The 18,359-nt window shown below is 60.2% G+C and carries 14 protein-coding genes and 1 pseudogene; 2 read left to right on the top strand and 13 right to left on the bottom strand.

The genetic code is table 11. From position 1 onward, the window contains the following. Positions 1-186 precede the first annotated feature (186 nt). Positions 187-1,212 (top strand): GHMP kinase, encoded by a 1,026-nt coding sequence (locus tag Q1A59_RS12985; RefSeq protein ID WP_298407289.1) that lies wholly within the window; start codon positions 187-189, stop codon positions 1,210-1,212. Here Q1A59_RS12985 and Q1A59_RS12980 read toward each other — a convergent pair. The 13 genes from Q1A59_RS12980 to Q1A59_RS12920 all read right to left on the bottom strand — a co-directional run bounded on the left by Q1A59_RS12980 (position 1,183) and on the right by Q1A59_RS12920 (position 17,416). Beyond that, positions 1,183-2,217 (bottom strand): branched-chain amino acid ABC transporter permease, encoded by a 1,035-nt coding sequence (locus tag Q1A59_RS12980; RefSeq protein WP_299645090.1) that lies wholly within the window; start codon positions 2,215-2,217, stop codon positions 1,183-1,185. The genes Q1A59_RS12985 and Q1A59_RS12980 overlap by 30 nt on opposite strands. Positions 2,218-2,220: 3 nt before the next feature. Further along, positions 2,221-3,699 carry a branched-chain amino acid ABC transporter permease gene (locus Q1A59_RS12975; protein ID WP_298407296.1) on the bottom strand — a complete coding sequence of 493 codons (1,479 nt, stop codon included), beginning with the start codon at positions 3,697-3,699 and terminating at the stop codon, positions 2,221-2,223. 157 nt (positions 3,700-3,856) lie between these two features. Then, positions 3,857-4,564, bottom strand: coding sequence for an ABC transporter ATP-binding protein (locus Q1A59_RS12970; RefSeq protein ID WP_298407299.1), 708 nt, complete (start codon positions 4,562-4,564; stop codon positions 3,857-3,859). Next, positions 4,561-5,331 carry an ABC transporter ATP-binding protein gene (locus Q1A59_RS12965; protein WP_298407300.1) on the bottom strand — a complete coding sequence of 257 codons (771 nt, stop codon included), beginning with the start codon at positions 5,329-5,331 and terminating at the stop codon, positions 4,561-4,563. Before Q1A59_RS12965 ends, Q1A59_RS12970 begins: the two co-directional genes overlap by 4 nt. A 171-nt stretch (positions 5,332-5,502) precedes the next feature. Beyond that, positions 5,503-6,867, bottom strand: a complete 1,365-nt coding sequence (locus Q1A59_RS12960; RefSeq protein WP_298407302.1) for a substrate-binding domain-containing protein — start codon at positions 6,865-6,867, stop codon at positions 5,503-5,505. Between the two features lie 154 nt (positions 6,868-7,021). After that, a complete protein-coding gene (locus Q1A59_RS12955; protein ID WP_298407303.1) occupies positions 7,022-7,378 on the bottom strand; it encodes a hypothetical protein in 357 nt (118 codons plus the stop codon). Beyond that, complete coding sequence (locus Q1A59_RS12950) at positions 7,375-8,148, bottom strand: enoyl-CoA hydratase/isomerase family protein (protein ID WP_299645089.1); 774 nt, start codon at positions 8,146-8,148, stop codon at positions 7,375-7,377. The genes Q1A59_RS12955 and Q1A59_RS12950 overlap by 4 nt, the downstream gene beginning before the upstream one ends. A 4-nt stretch (positions 8,149-8,152) precedes the next feature. Next, entirely contained in the window at positions 8,153-8,545 is a 393-nt protein-coding gene (locus tag Q1A59_RS12945; protein ID WP_298407308.1) for a MaoC family dehydratase, read from the bottom strand. Between the two features lie 47 nt (positions 8,546-8,592). Next, positions 8,593-9,363 (bottom strand): alpha/beta fold hydrolase, encoded by a 771-nt coding sequence (locus tag Q1A59_RS12940; RefSeq protein WP_298482155.1) that lies wholly within the window; start codon positions 9,361-9,363, stop codon positions 8,593-8,595. 20 nt (positions 9,364-9,383) lie between these two features. Next, complete coding sequence (locus Q1A59_RS12935) at positions 9,384-10,454, bottom strand: alpha/beta fold hydrolase (protein WP_298407314.1); 1,071 nt, start codon at positions 10,452-10,454, stop codon at positions 9,384-9,386. Positions 10,455-10,714: 260 nt separating this feature from the next. Continuing rightward, a complete protein-coding gene (locus Q1A59_RS12930) occupies positions 10,715-12,280 on the bottom strand; it encodes a long-chain fatty acid--CoA ligase (RefSeq protein ID WP_299645088.1) in 1,566 nt (521 codons plus the stop codon). 96 nt (positions 12,281-12,376) lie between these two features. Continuing rightward, a complete protein-coding gene (locus Q1A59_RS12925; protein ID WP_298407319.1) occupies positions 12,377-15,682 on the bottom strand; it encodes a BTAD domain-containing putative transcriptional regulator in 3,306 nt (1,101 codons plus the stop codon). A 330-nt stretch (positions 15,683-16,012) separates the two neighbouring features. After that, on the bottom strand, positions 16,013-17,416 hold the full coding sequence (locus tag Q1A59_RS12920) for a chromosome condensation regulator RCC1 (protein WP_367280902.1): 1,404 nt from the start codon (positions 17,414-17,416) through the stop codon (positions 16,013-16,015). 772 nt (positions 17,417-18,188) lie between these two features. Between Q1A59_RS12920 and Q1A59_RS12915 the strand changes: the two are divergent. Then, positions 18,189-18,359, top strand: a pseudogene (locus tag Q1A59_RS12915) (S-methyl-5'-thioadenosine phosphorylase); the annotation flags it as partial.

Here is an 18,359-nt window from a genome sequence, read left to right as displayed (position 1 = left end):
ACCCCCGGCCCCTCCCCTACGAGGGGGTGGCCCCCACCCCCGGTCCCTCCCCCACGAGGGGGGAGGGGTGGGCGTACTCGTAGCAGTGCATGGGCGCGAAGTGCCGGTAGAGAGTGTTTTGTCCCTATCCTATTGCTCTTTCTGGTATACTGGCGCCGCGGCACTGAACGATGGCCGGAGGAACCAATGAAAATCTACAAAGCACGTGCGCCGATGCGAATCGGCTTTTTCGGCGGGGGTACCGATGTCAGTCCCTACGCCGAAGAATACGGCGGGAAAGTGCTCAACTGTACGATTAACCTTTATGTGCGTTGTATGCTGACCACCAGCAGTACACCCGGCATTACGATCCGCTCGCTCGATCTGCAAGAGGTCAGTCGGCTGGTGAGCGACCGCGAATGGGATGGCAAACTGACCTTGCCTCAAGCAGTGCTTGATGCCTTGCCACAACTACGACCGGCGAGTGCCGGCTACAAGATTACCATGTTCAGTGATGCCCCACCCGGCTCTGGTCTCGGTTCGTCGTCGGCACTAGTGGTGAGTATGCTCAAGTTGCTCTACGCTGTGGCTGGTCAGAACGCCGATCCACACCAACTAGCTGAATTGGCCTACCGGATCGAACGGGTTGATCTTGGCATTCCCGGTGGACGACAAGATCAGTATTCGGCAGTGTTTGGCGGGATGTGCGTCTACCACTTTGGGCGCGACCGGGTGATTGTCGAGCCGGTGCTGAGTGATCCGACGGCGTTGCTCGAATTGGAAAGCTGCTTGATCATCGGCTATATCGGTGACCGCCAATTGCTTACTCGCCATCTGATGACCGATCAGGTGCAGCGGTTAGTTAAAGGTGATACGTTGCGCCTCCATCACGAGACCAAAGCGTTTGTCGATATTGCAGCCCGCCTGTTGCGCGAACAGCGCATTGCCGATTTTGGTCGTCTGCTGCACGATGCGTGGGAGGTCAAGAAGGCCTTTTCACCCCACATCGCGCCGCCGATCGTCGAAGAGGTTTACGCGCTGGCCCGTAAGCATGGTGCGTGGGGTGGCAAGATTTCGGGCGCCGGCGGTGGCGGCTTTATGGTGTTTGCGTGTCCCTTCGACCGCCGGCTGGCCATCGAGCGCGCTCTGACCGAAGCTGGGGTGATCGTGCGCCCGTTCTCGTTTGTTACCCACGGCGTGCAATCATGGGTGGTTGAAGAACCGGATGAGTGATCGCGATCGCTCGCGCCACATCGCCAGCCAACTGGCGCTGCGCAATCGCCACGTGCCGACGATGCCGTAGGGGAGGAATAGCACGATCAAAATGTAGACAATGCCAAACAAGAGCGGCCAGCTTGGCCCGAAGAAGACGTTGAGCCAGTAGCCGAGCAATTGGATCACACCAGCGCCTAGCATTGGCCCGATCAGCGAGCCAACGCCGCCGATGATCGTCATCAGCAGTGCGTTGATCGTTGTACCAACGCCAAGTACCGCTGGGTTAGCATTGAGGTTCCAGAGAGCATTGAATGCGCCGGCAAGCGCTGCCATTACGCCGCTCACTGTAATGGCAATGAGTTTGAAGGTAAGCGTGTTATAGCCTAACACGCTTGCTCGCATCTCGTTGTCGCGAATAGCCATCATAACCCGCCCGGTCGGTGAGTTGACGACTTGCCGTGCCAGTAGGTACATGATTGTTGCAAAACCTAACGTGACATAATAAAATCGGAGTCGTTCGGTCGTGGGACTCATCCATGCCGGTACCGGAATACTCTGCAACCCGTCCTCGGCACCGGTCCATTGGCGGAAGTCGGTTGCTTCGGCCAAGAGGAAAAACATCTGCGCAAACGCGAGTGTCACCATCGCGAAGTAGACGCCGCTCACCCGCAGTGAGAGCAGGCCAACGATTAAGCTCTGCATGATCGCGATCACGATGACGGACAGCAGGGCCGAGCCGATGTCCCAGCCGGCATGTTTGAGCAAGATGCCGATGGTGTATGCGCCGGTGCCAAAGAAGAGGGCATGGCCAAACGACAGAATCCCAGTATAGCCCATTAGAATATCGTAGCTCATTGCGAAGACGGCCAGAATAAAGACCTGAATCAGCATGCCTTGCCAGAACTTGGGTACGCCAGACTCAACCGGCTGGCCGGTGAGCAGCGAGATCACAAACGGAAAGATGATCAGGCCGCCGATGAGGGCAAGGCCGGCCCACTGTGACGAGGTGAAACGATCCCGCATCGGCTACTCCTTTTTGCCAAACAGACCGGCTGGTCGCAATAGCAGTACCAAGGCCATGATCAATACGGTTGAAGCCCGTGCAATCGACGGCGAAAACGTCATCGCTTCACTCATCCACGGCAGTTGAATGCCGGTCAGCACGATCTGGTCGCCGAACGCGCGGGCAAGGCCAACGAGCAATGCGCCGATCGCCGCGCCAGTGAAACTGCCCATCCCGCCGATCACTACCGCGATGAAGGCTTGTAACTGAAACTCTTGCCCAAGACCGGGGCTAATACCGAGGAACGGTGCGGCGGCGACGCCACCCAGTGCGGCTAGTCCTGCCCCTAGTGCGAAGACGAGGGTAAAGACACGGCGAACGTTGATGCCTAACGCCTGTACCATCTCGCTGTCTTGGACGCCAGCGCGGATGATCATACCAAGCCGGGTGTAACGCAAGAGCACGGCAATGCCGATGAACATCGCAATGCCCAAGGCAATAATGAAGATACGGTAGCTGGGAAAGGGCCGGCCCAGCACGTCGATGCTGGCGCAGTTGTCTTGCAGCCATGCAATGAGGTTCGGCGACGGGCAACTCGGGCCGCGCCGACTAAACCATGCCGGTAGTTCCATAAAATACCCGCCCGGCCCCCAGATGCCTTTGACCAGTTCAGTGCCGACGAAGACCAAGCCGAGCGTGACCAACACTTGATAGATTGGACGGCTATAGAGTGGCCGGATGAGACTCCACTCCATCAATCCACCCAACGCCGCGCCGCCGCTAGCGCCGGCCACCAGCGCCAGCAAAAAGCGCGCATTCGAGTCAAGGGCGAGGATCCAACCTTCGGCATTCAGGCGTAGCGGTGCAATGATGATTGCGAGTGCAAGCAGGCCACTCGACAACACCAGATCGCGTGGTGCCGGTTGGCGTGTGTGCTCATTACCGATAATGAAGGCTGCGCCCGCGATCAGACCGGCAATCGCCAGCCCTACTGTGCGTGCAATAAAGATGCCGATTGGCGCTTGAGCCTGCTCGGTCGGCACTCGCCCGCCCGAACTAAGGGCAGTGGTCGCGAGCGGCGCTAACTCAAATCCCCAGACCGCAAACACCCCGACCAGCACGGCAACCACCCACAGCGGGCGGCGATGTCCGGTGGGCAAACTGCTGAACGGCAGCCAGCGCGCCAACAGCCAGCCGGCCACAAACGCTAGCACGAAGGGCAGCATATTGAGCAGCAGGCGCGGATTGGCGTAGAGCGTAAAGCCGATATACGCACCGATCATAAAGATGGTGCCGTGCGCGAAGTTGAGCACGTCCATCAAACCAAAGATCAGCGAGAGGCCGGATGTTACCAAAAAATAGAGTGCGCCGAGCGTGAGACCCGACAGCAAGATGCTGGCTAAGACTCGTGGTTCGTACTGGCTCGAGGCCCAAATGGCGAAGAGAATCGCCGCGACGATGCCGGCGATCAATCCGCGCCGGCGCTGGATCCATTCGATCATCCACTACTCCTTTAACGCCAAGACGCTAAGGTGATACACGTAAAGGTGCAAAGGGTTTGGAGAGATTGGCACAAATACGCTAAGACCTTCAACCATAACAGCTTCGCGTCCTTTGCGTTTAGCATCTCTGCGTCTTTGCCTCCTTTACGCCTTTGCGTTAACCTGCGCCGAGATATTTATCAATCGTGGCATGGTCATGCACTAGATCGGCCATACGCCCGTGCTGTACGCTGCGCCCATCATCGAGAATGTAATATTCGTCGGCCAATTGCGCTGCCATCGCAAAATTCTGCTCTACCAACAAGATCGTCGTCTCTGCGGACATTTGGCGTAATGCACTCACAATCTGCTCGACGATGATCGGCGCTAACCCTTCGCTCGGTTCGTCGATCAGCAAGAGCCGGTTATCGGCTACCAACGCGCGCGCAATCGCCAGCATCTGCTGTTGGCCACCCGACAGCTTACCGCCCGGATGGCGGTAAAACCGCTTGAGATCAGGAAAGAGTGACATAATGAAGTCACTTCGTCGGGCTAAATCGCCACGCTTGCGCTCGGCGAGGCGCAGATTCTCTTCGACGGTTAGATCACGAAAGACGGCCCGATGCTCAGGCACATAGCCAACGCCAAGCTGGGCAATGTTGTAGGCTGGCCGACCATTAATCGGTTCACCGGCGAGACGAATGCTGCCACTGCGCGGTGGGTTGAGACCCATAATCGAGCGCAGTGTGGTCGTTTTGCCGGCGCCATTGCGCCCAAGTAGCGCGGTTATGCTGCCGGTGCGCACCTTTAGCGAGACCCCTTCCAGAATGTGAAATTGGCCGATAAAGGTGTGGATGGTGTCTACTTCAAGCAACACGTCACTCATGGCTGCCCTCCGGCGAAAGCCGTGCCCAGATATGCCTCGCGCACCGCTTGATTGGCGCTGATCGCCGCCGGAGTACCCTCTGCCAGCACGCGCCCTTGATGCATGACGGTTATCGTCTCGGCCAAACTCATCACGACAGCCATATTGTGTTCAACGATCAAGATGGTTTTGTTCGTTCCTTGCCGGATGCCGCGCAACAGATCGAGCAGCATCGGCACCTGTTCGGTTGCCATACCTGCAGTCGGTTCATCGAGTAGCAGAATATCGGCATCGCCGGCCAGCAAAATCGCCAGTTCAAGCCGGCGTTTGTCACCGTGCGGCAGGGTGGCGGCAATCTGCAAGGCCCGCTCGTGGAGGCCAACTTGGTGCAATGCTGCTAACGCCCGCTCGGTGTAGGCTCGCAGCTTGGCGGCGCTCGTCCACAGCCGAAAATTGTCATGCCCGCGCGCCTGCGCCGCTAGCCGCACATTTTCCAGCACCGTCAGCGTCGGGAAGATGTTGGTGATCTGGAACGAACGCCCGATACCGAGGTGCGCCATGCGGTGCAACGGCACGCGCGTAATATCTTGCCCGCGCAGCAGTACTCGCCCGGAGGTTGGCTTGAGATAACCACTGATCAGGTTGAACAGGGTGGTTTTCCCAGCGCCGTTCGGGCCAATAATGGCGTGAATGCTGCCGGTGCGCACGCGCAGATCAACCTGATCGACGGCGCGCAAGCTGCCGAAGTCGCGGGTAAGGCGGTGAGTTTCGATAATCCAATCGCTCACGTAGACTCCTCGGGGTGTTACCCTCGCTCCGATTGCGTTGCTCCGTGTAGGGGTTCATCAACCAGAAGCCGGTGATGTGCGCAGCGGCTTGTCACCATCTGTTCCAAGCCTCAAGAGAGTTGGTGGAAGTGCGGCGGTTTAACTGCCGCACTCCACATGTGCGCTGCGCTCCTATGGGCACCGGTTCATTGCCGCCGGCACCATGCAGGGTGGTGCGGTCTGCTCAGGCGTGAACAGCGTCACCAGCTCGAAGAACTTGAAGTCGGGATCGTTGGTGTTGAGCAGGCGCACTAGCGTCATCGGCTGCAAGAGCACATGATCCGATGCGCGCACGGTGTAGCTACCCTTCGGCCCGTCGAAGGTCATGCCTTCGAGCGCGGCGATCATCCCCTCAGCCGCTGGATCACCATTGGTCGCTTCCAACGCCTTGACCAGCATTATCGCCGCGTTGAAGCCGCTCTCGGTGAAGAGATCGGGCGGCGTACCGTAAGCCGCTTTGTGACGCTCGGTGAGCCACTGGTTGACCGGGTTGTCAAACAGGCTGTAGTGGTACACACTCACGCCGACCGAGCCGATTGCATCAGCGTAGCCGTTGACCATGGTCTGGTTGTCGCCAAAACCGGTCGCGACGGTCATTACATCGAACACACCCAGTTGTTGCATCTGCTGGAACATCGGCACGAAGCCAGTGCCTGACCACGTGACGATCAACACTTCCGCCCCCGAATCGAGCAACTGGTTGATGTATGGCGTGAAGTCGGTGGTATCTGGCGGGGCAAAGACGGTGCCGGCGCCTTCAGCAGTGTCGTTGAGGACAAATTCACCGCCAAGCGCCTTCACCGTGAGGTAGAACGCGCCTGCCGAGCCGCGCCCGAAGGCGTTGTCTTGGGCAATCTGGATAAACTTCTTGCCAGTCTGCAAGAGTGCGGCACTCATTGTCAGCGCGTCTTGCACACTGGTACGCCCGGCGCGGAAGGTGTAGATGTTGAAGTTATCGCCGGTGAGGGCGGGGGTCGCTGCCGGCGCAGCGATGTAGATAATCTTGTTTTCGGCAGCAACAGCCGAGATCGCTAGCGCTACCGGCGAGCTAGGAGAACCGACCAGCACATCTGCGCCATCACTTTCGATTGCTTCCCGCGCCAACGAGACACCCGTTTCTGGATTGCTAGCGGTATCTTTGACAACCACCTTAATTGGGCGGCCTGCCACCGCATTCGTGCCGTTGGTCGCATACTCCAAACCGAGCGTAAAGCCACGCTCCAGCATGGGGCCGTAGATGGCGAGCAAGCCAGAGTTGTCGGTCATCAAGCCAACCACAATTGGCTCGCCGGTAGTGGCTGAGGTTGTTGGTACAGCGGTCGGTTGGGGGGCCACCGCAGGCGCGGCGGTTGGTTGGGGCGCAGCAGTCGGTTCGACAGTTGGCTGCGGCGCAGCGGTCGGCTGTGCGGTCTGGCCACCGCCACATGCGCTTAGCGTCAGCGCAAGGATCACCACTATCGTGATGGCAAAACGGCGGACAAGATGGGTACTCTGCATTGAACGGTCTCCTTTGACTAACCTTCTCTTATCACCAGCGGGCTGCTGAGGGGTGAATGCGGTTTCCAGAGCGGGTTGCTACTCCTCCGCACCGGTTTCATTTGCTCCCTCGGTCTGCCCGGACAACAAATCGTGCACGCTGCTTATCTGTTCCCTACCTCGGCGCCATCACGATTGCCTCGCCGTCGGCAATCAGACGCCCATCAGCACCAGTACAGCGGGTCTGGAATGTCACCAACGGCTTGTCAGCGCGGATGTGGGTAATCGTTACCGTCGCAGTTAACACTTCGCCGGCACGCGCGCTATCAGTAAAGATGAGGTCTTGTTTGAGATAGACTGAACCAGAACCGGGCAACTCGACGCCGAGCAGGTAAGAAAAGAGCGCGCCGATCAGCGGCTCTGGCACGGTCTCGCCCGGCTGATCACCACAGAGCGCAGCGTATTCGGCGATCAGTTGGTCGTCGAATACGCGTTGCGTCGTGGCTTGCATACCAACGGCAAGCTGTTTCACAGGTCTGTCTCCGTCATCATGGCGCGCTGCCGGTCAAGAAAAGCGTTAAGGCCAATGCTGGCTTCGATTGACCGGATCTGCGCGCAAAACAATTCCCGTTCGCGATCCAGTTCGGCAACCAACCGATCGCGTTCACTCCAGAGCAGCCGGCGGGTACAGGCGATACTCCCCGGCAACTGCGCCGCCATCTGATGAGCCACGGCTTGTGTCTCTTCGACGAGGTGGCTGGCTGGCACGAGCCGGTTGGCCAAGCCCCACGCCACTGCCTCTTCAGCGCTGATCGATCGTTCGAGCAGCAGCGCCTCGGCTGCACGCCGTTGGCCGATCAAGCGTGGCAAGAGCGTCGCCCAACCACCCTCCGGGCTAAGGCCAAGGGTGGTGGTGTAAGCGGTGAAGCTCGCTTCTGGCGCGACTACGACCACATCGGCGGCCAGCACCAGCCCCATGGCGCTGCCATTAACCTGCCCTTGCACGGCGACGATCAGCGGCGCCGGCAGATCGATCAACTCTAGCATCACCCGGTGCAATTGCCGCAGTAATCCATCGGCGTACAACTCTCGCTCAGCGTGACTGGCTAAGCTGGCAATGTCGATTCCGCGCGAGAACGACGGCCCGGCGGCTTGTAAGATCACTGCGCGCACGCCATGGTGGTGGCGCGCAGTGGCTAGCGCATCTAGCAGCGCGGCCAGCAACTCTGGCGTGAGCAAGTTGTGCTGCGCTGGCCGGTTGAGCGTGATCGCCACCATCGGGCCGTTAGGTTGGATTGTCACAACGTTATCCATGCGGTATCTCAAGCACGGTTTCGCCACTGCACGCCACTTTGCCATCGCTGCGCGCGACACTCACCGCACAACGAAGCTGGTTGCCATTGCTTTCTAGTACCTCGACGATGATCTTGATCGTTTCACCGGCAAACACCGGGTTGGTAAAGCTGAGGGTCTGTTGGCGCTGCACACCGGTTGGCGCCAGCGTGTGCAGCGCGGCCCGGATGTAGCCGTACAGCAGCATGCCGTGGGCGATGGTGCGGCCAAAACGGGTAGTCGCCGCCACCGCCGGATCGGTATGGATCGGGTTGGTGTCGCCGCTCACCGCCGCAAAGCGATCGATGTCCGTTTGGGTGACGGTGTGAGTACGGTCGTAACGGGTACCGCTTGGGATCGGCGTCATACGGATGTTCCTTGGCGTAGGTTATAGTCACACAGCACGCTGTGTCACTACGGGATGTGTTGCCAATGTGCTGTCAATAATGCGACAAATCGGTCGGGCGCTTCGAGGTTGGCCGAATGGCCGACGCCGGTAATGATCTGCGGTGCGACCCCCAATGCTTCGGCGGCGCGTTTGACTGTCTCGGCGGTGACCAGTGGATCAAGTTCGCCACCCATTACCAGCGCCGGCACGCCAATCGTGCGTAGTTGGTCGCCCGGCTTCCATGCACGTAATGCGTCAATTGCGCCATTGGCTGCGCTCAATCGCTGGCTGTGCCCGATTGCAACCAGTTCACGCCAGAAGTCATCTTCCGGCGCAGTTGGCGCCATCGCCTTGATCGCTTGTGCAAAGAAGTCGGGGTTATCTTTGAGGAGTTGCTGCCGGTCAGGTTGATACACTTCGTCGGGCATGCCATCGACCCACGGCGGCGCGAGGACAGCAATCGTCAGCACGCGATCGGGCCGATCAAGGGCGGCTTGCAGCACAACTGCCGCTCCCAACGAATGGCCGACCAGATGGCAGCGCTGGATACCGAGCGCATCGGCGAAGTTCCAGAGGTCAGCGGCCAACGATGGCATGGTGTAGTCGTTGTCAGGCCCTTGCGTCGCCCCCCGTCCGCGTAGGTCAGGGGCTAGGCCACGGTAGCCGGCGGGCAACCGTTCCAGCACCCGCAGCCACCAACCACTGCTGGCCCAATTGCCATGCACAAAAATGACAGGTTCACCTTGACCGTGATCGAGATAATGCACATCGAGATCACCGGCTTTGATAGTGGGCATACGGCCCTCCTTCCTCTTCCCTACCCCTTACCCGTCAAATGCGCATGAAAGGCTGCATTAAATTGCTCTGGATATTCGATGTACGGCGTGTGGCCGCAGTTCTCGAACACCACTTCGCGGTACGTGCCACCAGCGGCAGCGTAGCGTTCGAGCACGGCGCGGGTCTGGCTGATCATCGGCTGCGGTGGATGGACCTCTGGGCCGGGCCAGTCGGGCAAGACGCCGAGCTGGCCGAGTGTGCCGACATCGAATAGCGACATATCGCTGACGATCTGATCATCAGCCCCGCGTACCCACAAGATCGGCGGCTTGGGATTGACAGCAACGAACCGTTCGACCGAGTCGCCCACGTACAACGGCGAGATCGCGTTGATCGGCCCCCATACTCCCGGCGCAACCCCCGGCCAATTGGGTGATGGCTTAAAGTCACCGGGGTAGCGTTGCGGTCCAACCTTCTCGCTCAGCATCGAGAGCAGCAGCGCCTCTTCGCGGGCCGGGCGGAAGGGTGGTTTCCAGTAGTAAGTATTCATCACCACCCGTGGCGCAGCTACCCCCGCCTCTTCGGTAGTGTCACCCGCCGCCATCCGCTCAACAAACGCCTGATTGACCGTGCCGCCACCCGATCCGGCCCCGTCTGGCCAGCAGAGTTCGCCATTCAGCCCTTTGCACCCGCCAAAGCCATAGGGTGAGCCGGGAGCGGCCAGCGTAGCGGTGATGATCCGCTGCGGCGCAGTTGCAATCAGGTTAAAGAGCACAACCCCACCGAGCGAGTGTCCTACTGCGTGACAACGCTCAATGCCAAGCGTGTCGAGCAGGGCGAGTAGGTCATCCACCCAGTCACCGCACCCGCGAGTAGCGTCGATCAAGCGGTCTTCAGTCTCGCCGTAGCCACGCAGGTCAGGTGCGATCGCGCGAAAACCTGCCGGCAAGGTCAGCATCGTCTCTTCCCAAAACGTTGCCGACGACGCATTGCCATGCACGAAGAGCACCGGCTCGCCGTCAGCCGGGCCGCTGCTGAGGAGGTGCATTTGCAAACGTGGGGTTTGAACCATGGTGGATGTAATTCCGGGCAAGGTAGGAATCTTGCTCATGCTATGCTCCATTCGTAATGAGACGATACACCTATCCCTTTTCCAACGGGAGGATGCTTACCGCAAAAGGTGCCGAGGACGCCTAGAGGGAAGAACCACGAGATGACGCGGTCTGCCCACCTCCCCCGGTCCTGAAGCCGGGCTACGCTTACGAAGCCTGCTGTGCGGGCTGATGAGCCTCACTTCCCATCCCTACTCCTACCTGACGCGGCCCCCTTCCCCGGCTAGGGGTGGGGTATGTTTGCCGCAGAGGAATGGCCTCACCCCTTAGCATTCATAGCGTTCCCTCCGTGTTGTTGAAACATCCGCTTCAACGCCTGCTTATCAATCTTGCCGGCCCCAGTTTTGGGTAATTCGGGAAGAGTGACAATCCGTTTCGGCAGCTTATAGCGGGCCAAACGCGCGCCGGCAAACGCGAGCAGATCTTGGTCAGAGAAGTCAATGTCGGGGCGCACCACCACTGCCGCCCACCCCACTTCGCCCCAGTGCGGGTCAGGCATCCCCACCAGTGCCACTTCCGCGACAGCCGGGTGCCCGGCTAAGACGCTCTCGACCTCGGCGGGATAAATGTTTTCGCCGCCAGAGATGATTACATCTTTCAACCTGCCCACAATGCGATAACATCCATCGGCATCAAAGCTTGCCAGATCGCCGGTGCGTAGCCAGCCATCAACAAACGCGGCTGCTGTCTCAGCGGGTCGGCGCCAGTAGCCAGCACAGACGTGCGGGCCACGGATCTGCAATTCACCGACTTCATCAGGGCCACACTCGCGGCCATCGCTAGCTACCACGCGCACATCGATAAACATCAATGGGTAGCCGACCGCTCCCGGTTTGGTGCGCACCAATTCCGGCGGCAACCAGAAGGTGTTGGGGCCGGCTTCGGTGAGGCCATAGCCGGTCTTGAAGTCAATGCCACGCTCCCAGAAGGCATGAAAAACCGGTTCGGGGCACGGCGCACCGCCGCTAATCACAATCCGCATCCGGCTGAAATCAACGGTCGGCCAACGTGGATGGTGCTGCATCGCAATGAACATTGTCGGTACACCGAAAAAGAGTGTAGCCGGGCCGTGGTCGATCAGGTCAAAGACTTGATCAACGTTGAAGGTACGACAGACGATCGATGCACCGCCAATCTGCACGAGTGGCGCAGTAAAGACGTTAAGGCCGCCAGTGTGGAACAAAGGTGCGTTCAAAATAGCTACGTCATCAGGTCGCAGCCCCCAGCTCATTACGGTGTTAACCGCGTTGGCGGCAATGCTGCGGTAGGTGAGGATGGCTCCTTTCGGCAAGCCGGTGCTACCGCCGGTGTAGCAGATGACCCACGGGTCATTCCAACCGAGTGTGACTGGAGCGCATTCGGCGGGCAAGGCGTCGCGTTGGGCAATGGTGGGATCGGACGGATCGGCGGGTGACGCGCCGTCAATTGCTAGCCAGTGGGTGACCGATGCGGCTTGCGCGCGCAGGGTGAGCGTCATTGCCGCATATTCTGGGCCGTAGGCCAGCACCTTCGGCTCGCCATCGGCGATCAGATCGCTCAGCTCAGCGGGGGTCAGCCGCCAGTTGAGCGGTTGCAAAATAGCCCCAAGTTTCGCGCAGGCAAACCACAAATCGAGCAGATCGACGCAATTTTGGGCCAACGTAGCCACTCGATCGCCCTGCTCGACTCCCAACTCGCGCAACAAATTGGCCGTGCGATTAGCAGTTGCATGCCACTCGCCGTAGGTAATCGGGCGCATCCCGTTCTGGGCATCGAACAGTGCCACCTTATGCGGTGACAACTGCGCGCGACGACCAAGCCAGTCGCCAAGGTTCATCACGTCCATGTGTTCTATGCGGCGTTGCCGCCGCGATACGCGCAAATGCGCAACGTGTAGCCGGGGATTTGTGGTTGAGGGTAGCAGAAGGGGGTTGCGTGGCGGTTACAAATCGGTAACAGGCGGGAGTGTAGTATCACCGGTACGTAGCCGTTCGGCCAAGGCGAGCGTGATCGGCGACGGTTCAACCTCTAATTCGCGGGCCAGATGATCGACGCAGCGTTGGAAGACGCGCAAGGCGGCGGCGCGGTTGCCTTGGCGAGCATACGCCAGCATCAACAGCCGGTAGGCCCGCTCCCAGCAGTTGTCGTGAGCAAGCATGCGTTCGGCAAGGGCAATCACCTCTTCGTCGCGTCCCTGCTCGGCCAGCGTCTGTGCCAGCCGGTCGGCGCTACGCAAAAAGGTATTGCGCAGCCGTTCCCGCTCGGCTTCAGCCCAACTCTCGTAGAGCACGTCGGGTAAAAAGTCACCTTGGTAGAGCTGGATGGCCGCTTGCAGCCGCTGAATGCCGGCCTCGGTGCGGCCTTGATCGAGCAAGCGCAACCCATCGGTGCATCCGGCGCTCAGTTCGGCGCAATCAAGCCAAATATCGGCGGTGGGGCGCAGCCGGTAGGCGCTGCCATCGCGCACGATGAACGACGAGGTTGCCTCGCTGCGACTCGGTTCGAGCACCCGATAGAGCGCACTCAGGGCCACCTTGAAGTCACGGATCGCGGCTTCTGGGGCGAGGTGCGGCCACAGCATCTCGGCCAGCTCTTCGCGTTGCAACCAGCGGTTGCGATAGGCAATCAACGCCTGCAAAAGCTGACGCGCCTTGTCGCGCTGCCACTCGCGGGCCTCGATCTCGTGATCGCCACGCCAAACCCGAAACGCTCCCAGCGTCTGCACCCGTAACTGATAACCGGGGTGGGCTTCTAGGCCACGCAACCCCAGCGTAGCTAGTAACCGCTCGATATAGTCGCGATGGTGACCACGGGCGCGGGTAGCAAGAAGGATCGGCAATAGCCGGCGCGGTTCGGTGACACCGAGAAAGGTTGGACGGGTGAACAAATAATCGTAGCCGTGAGTGGCGCTCAGTTCTAACGCCTCATTAATTGCAGCAATTGCCGCCGCATCCTGTCGTTGTTCATGATAGACAAGGGCGAGCCAGAGCGCAGCCACTGCTTGGCCGAATCGATCACTACACGCACGTAAATCGGCGCGTGCTGCTAAGAGAATCTCTTGCGCACACTCAATGTGCCCGGCGATCACGTGACTCACGCCGCGTTGCAATTGGATCATCGCGCCCAACCAGAGATCACCAGCCCAACGGCAAAATGCCTGTCCATCGGCGGCGGCGCTCTCGGCAGCGGCCAGATCGCCAGCCAACCCGTAGAGGCGGGTTAACCCCCACAGAGGTTCCACCCGCAACCGATCCACCCCTAAGGCATCGCCCTCGGCTAACGCTTTGCGGTAATAATCGAGCGCGTAATCACGGGCGGCTACGTCGGCAGTGGCACTCTGCAATAACCACGCATGGCCAAGCCGGGCGTAAGCAACCGAGGTAATAAAGCGGGAATTGCGTTCAATCCCCACTTGCACCCCTTCTCTGGCCAATGCGAGCGCCTGATCAACATCGCCCTCAAACGCAGCGATTAAGGCCAGCACCAACACCGCTTCACGATGGCCGCGGGGGGCCGGGGTCGCGCCGCGCGCTGTTGCTACCCGTTCGTGATCGCGCCATGCCTGCAACAAGGCGCGCGCCGCAGCCAATTGACCGGTGCGCAGCTTGACCCGCGCACTAAGGAGATCAGCCGCCGGACTAGCCGCGCGCAACTGGCTCGCTTGCTGTTGCAAGGCTTCAGCCTCGGCAGGCTGACCCATATTGAGTTTATTCTCGGCCAGTAATTCGAGCACACGGGCGCGGGCAACCTGATCTTCTAACCGTTCGCTGACCCGCAGCGCCTCTTGCAACACACTCTCGGCTTGGGCAGGCTGCACCTGATCGATGTAAACCAGCGCCTGACCGTACAACGCGCGAGCCAATTCGGCCCGATCACCGCGCTGGCGACTGGTCGCTTCGGCTTGGGTATACCAGCGACGAGCTTCATCAAAACGAGCGCGCAATCGGTACAGATCACCAAGGTAGCATTGCAAGCGAGGCCGAGTGGCGATCAACTCAGCCGGCAGCGAATCAATCCAACCGGCTACCGTATCGAGCCGTCCATTACGCAACGCTTCTTCACCGGCTGTCTCAACCGCATTGGCTGCGATGGCACCTTCGCCGGCGGCAAACCAATGGTAGATCGCCTCTTCAGCGAGGCCGACCGCAGTATAGTGCTGGGCTGCTCGCCGGTGTCGTGCAGCCAGATCGGGATCATGGCGCGTCTGCTGGCGCAAAAAGTCGTGAAATAGGTGATGGTAGCGATAGTGATCGGTTCCCAACTCAACTACAAAGAGGTCACGATCGCGCACTTGCGCCAACAACTCGGCGCTGTCATCAGCTTGTCGCACCGCATCGCAGGCAGCAGCAGTCAGCACCCGCAACGGCGCGGTTGCGCGCAAAAAGGCGGCAATCTCTGGCGGCTGGCGATCAAGAACATCAGAAGCTAGAAAATCGAACAACGCCGCCAGTGAAGCCGGGCCGTTCGCCAGCAATTCAGCCACGCTCCGCGCCTGCCCGCCGCGCAACCCCTGCCAGACCAGTTGCAACGCAATCGGCCACCCTTCCGTCTGGTGGCTGAGCAGATCGACATCGGCAGCGCTTAACAGCATACCAAAGACTTCGGCGAAGAGCGCAGCAATCTCGTCGCGGGTAAAGGCCAACGCCTCGCGGTGCAATTCCAGCACCTCGCCGCGCGCGCGCCAGCGCACCAGCTCGCCGCTGACAATCGGGTAACGGGTAGCGATCAACAGACTCAACCACGGTGGCGCGTAGGTAATCAGTCGCTCGGTCAATGCGCGGATCTCGGCGGACGCTGTCACGAAGTGGTAGTCATCGAGAATAAGCAGCGTTGGTCGCGGCGTAGCGCCGGCCAGTGTATTCAGCAACCCATCGAGCGCCTGCGTCCACGCCGTCCTGTCAGCAGGGCGAGCATGCAGTGCCGCTAGCGCCTCTGGCGCACCCTGTGGCAGAACCGGCCCACACGCTGCGGTCAGATAGGTCAAAAACGTCACCGGATCACGGTCGTTCTCGCCGATCGTATACCAACAAACGGCGCCTGTATTCTCTGCTAACTCGGCCAGTGCCGTCGTCTTACCATAGCCGGCGCCGGCCTGCACGATAGTAACCCGATAATCAAACGCCTCGCGTAGACGTGCCGTAACCTCTGGACGCACCAGCCGGTAGCGATGCGGGCGCGGCGGCGCAATCTTCGCCTGCAACAACACTGTCTCTTCACGCGCCATAGCGGTATGATCATACAGGGTCATCAATGGTAATACGTATTATACCAGCATAACGATGTGTTTGTCACAACCGGGTACTACACCCCCAACGTCGGGGACGGGCCGGGGGTGGGGGGATACCTCTGGTGCCCCTCACCCCCGGCCACGGATGACGAAGTACTCTACCAACGATACGCACAGGTGTATGGGGAAGGTACCCGGTGCCCCTCACCCCCCTGCCCCCCTTTCCCACACGGGGAGAGGGGGGAATGCGTCACTCCTGCCGTGTGGAGGAGGGGCCGGGGGTGGGGAGCCATCCCCCCCCTCCCCCCCGGCGTGGGGGAGGGGCCGGGGGTGGGGGGCCACCCCCTCAAATCACTTCGCAATCAACGGCAGGAAGAGCAACCTGATCACATTCGTCGGCATTGTCGAGAAAAAAACATTCATTGGCATTGTCGAGAAAAAAATTCTTCCGTCCCCCAGTTGTCCAAAGTAGTTGTTACCCCAGCAGCGCACCTCGCCGGCCGTGGTCAGCGCGCAGGTGTGGTACGCACCGGCCGCGATGGCACTCACACTCACCACACTTGCCAGCCCACTTACCGCCACTGGTGTGCCGCTGTCGGTCGTTGTCCCATTCCCCAGTTGGCCAGAGGAGTTGCGACCCCAGCAGCGTACGCCGCCGGCCGCGGTCAATGCGCAGGTGTGAAACCCACCGGTCGCGATGGCGCTCACCCCGCTCAGCCCACTCACTTCCACCAGCGTGCTGCTGTTAGTCGTTGTCCCGTTCCCTAGTTGTCCAGAGAAGTTGCTCCCCCAGCAGCGCACCTCGCCGGCCGTGGTCAGCGCGCAGGTGTGCAACCCACCGGCCGCGATGGCGCTCACCCCGCTCAGCCCGCTCACTGCCACCGGCGTACTCCTGCTCATCGTCGTCCCGTCCCCCAGTTGTCCAGAGAAGTTACGACCCCAGCAGCGCACTTCGCCGGTCTCGGTCAGCGCGCAGGTGTGGTACCCGCCGGTCGCGATGGCGCGCACTCCACTCAGTCCGCTCACCGCTACCGGCGTGCTGCTGTCGGTTGTCGTCCCGTTCCCCAATTGTCCATCGGAGTTACGACCCCAGCAGCGCACGCTGCCGGTCGTGGTCAGCGCGCAGATGTGCAACGCACCGGCCGCGATGGCGCTCACCCCGCTCAGTCCGCTCACCGCTACCGGCGTGCTGCTGTCGGTTGTCGTCCCGTTCCCCAGTTGTCCAAAGAAGTTGTTACCCCAGCAGCGCACGCTGCCGGTCGTGATCAGCGCGCAGGTGTGCGTATCACCGGTCGCGATGGCGCTCACCCCGCTCAGTCCGCTCACCGCCACCGGCGTGCTGCTGTCGGTTGTCGTCCCGTTCCCCAGTTGTCCACTGGAGTTGCTCCCCCAGCAGCGCACATTACCGGCAGTGGTCAGCGCGCAGGTGTGAAACCCACCGGCCGCGATGGCGCTCACTTCGCTCAGCCTGCTCACCTCCACCGGCGTGCTGCTGTCGGTTGTCGTCCCGTTCCCCAGTTGTCCACTGTAGTTGGCACCCCAGCAGCGCACATTACCGGCAGTGGTCAGCGCGCAGGTGTGTATGTCACCAGCCTCGATGGCGGTGTATGATAAAACTTCTGACAGACTCGTTGAGAACGTTGGACCGATAGCGAGCGGGACAGCATGATGGTTCGCCATCACAGGCGCGGGCAGGGACGTGGCAACCAGCACCGTCAGCAAAATGGCTATGATAGTTGTACAACGAGGGGTCATCGATTTCCTCCACCAAGAAGCTGTGCCTTCATACGTTCGCGCCAACGAACTTTGCTAATCGGTTAACAACTGCTTGATGCCCTTGCCTCAAATTGCTTATCGGCTGCTGCGCACGCTGCGGCATCCTTTCCGGTAGGAACACCCGCAGCTTGAGCAACTCATCAAGGTACCATTCAAGGGATATCAGCGCATGACGGTAATCGTCGCTGGTTGCAAGAAGACGCACTAACAAAAGCAACTATGTTTCCTTGCAGGGGGTTGGACATACGCAGTGCCATATGCACTATACAAGCATAATTGTATCAAACGCGCATGGTAAATTGCAAGCGTAGAGGCGAGTAGTGTGGACGCATAGCTGCCGGCAATGCGACGAGGCGCAGCCCCGCCGCAATCTTCCACACGCACAGCTCGCTGCCTGATAGCAAACCAATCATGCTACACCGCAGCGAGCGGGAGATGCAGGTTTTAAACCTGCCTATCTGCATTCCCCTTTCTTCGGGAAGGATCGGAAGTGAGGAGCCACCCCCCTCCCCCCTCGTGGGGGAGGGGCTGGGGGTGGGGGCCACCCCCTCGTGGGGGAGGGGCTGGGGGTGGGGGCCACCCCCTCGTGGAGGAGGGTACGCTTCGGCAAGTTTGCCGAATACGGTGTCGCACCCCCCCTCCCCCCGTGTGGGGGAGGGGCTGAGGGTGGGGGGCATCCCCCTCTTCCTAGTCCCCACCACCTACGGTATACTCATTAAGGCATAGTCTTCTGAACTGAGGAGCACTGGCTATGAGCAGCGTAATGATCGGTGTGATTGGCGGCAGCGGCCTGTATGCAATGCCCGATCTCAAAAATCCGGAAGAGGTGCGCCTGACAACACCGTTTGGCGATCCCAGCGATGCGTTTATCATCGGTGAATTGGAAGGTCGGCGAGTGGCGTTCTTACCACGCCACGGTCGC

It is taken from the genome of uncultured Chloroflexus sp., from assembly GCF_937951745.1.
Taxonomy (GTDB): Bacteria; Chloroflexota; Chloroflexia; order Chloroflexales; family Chloroflexaceae; genus Chloroflexus.
Note: the sequence above shows the minus strand (reverse complement) of the source record. Positions and strands in the feature narration are given on the sequence as shown.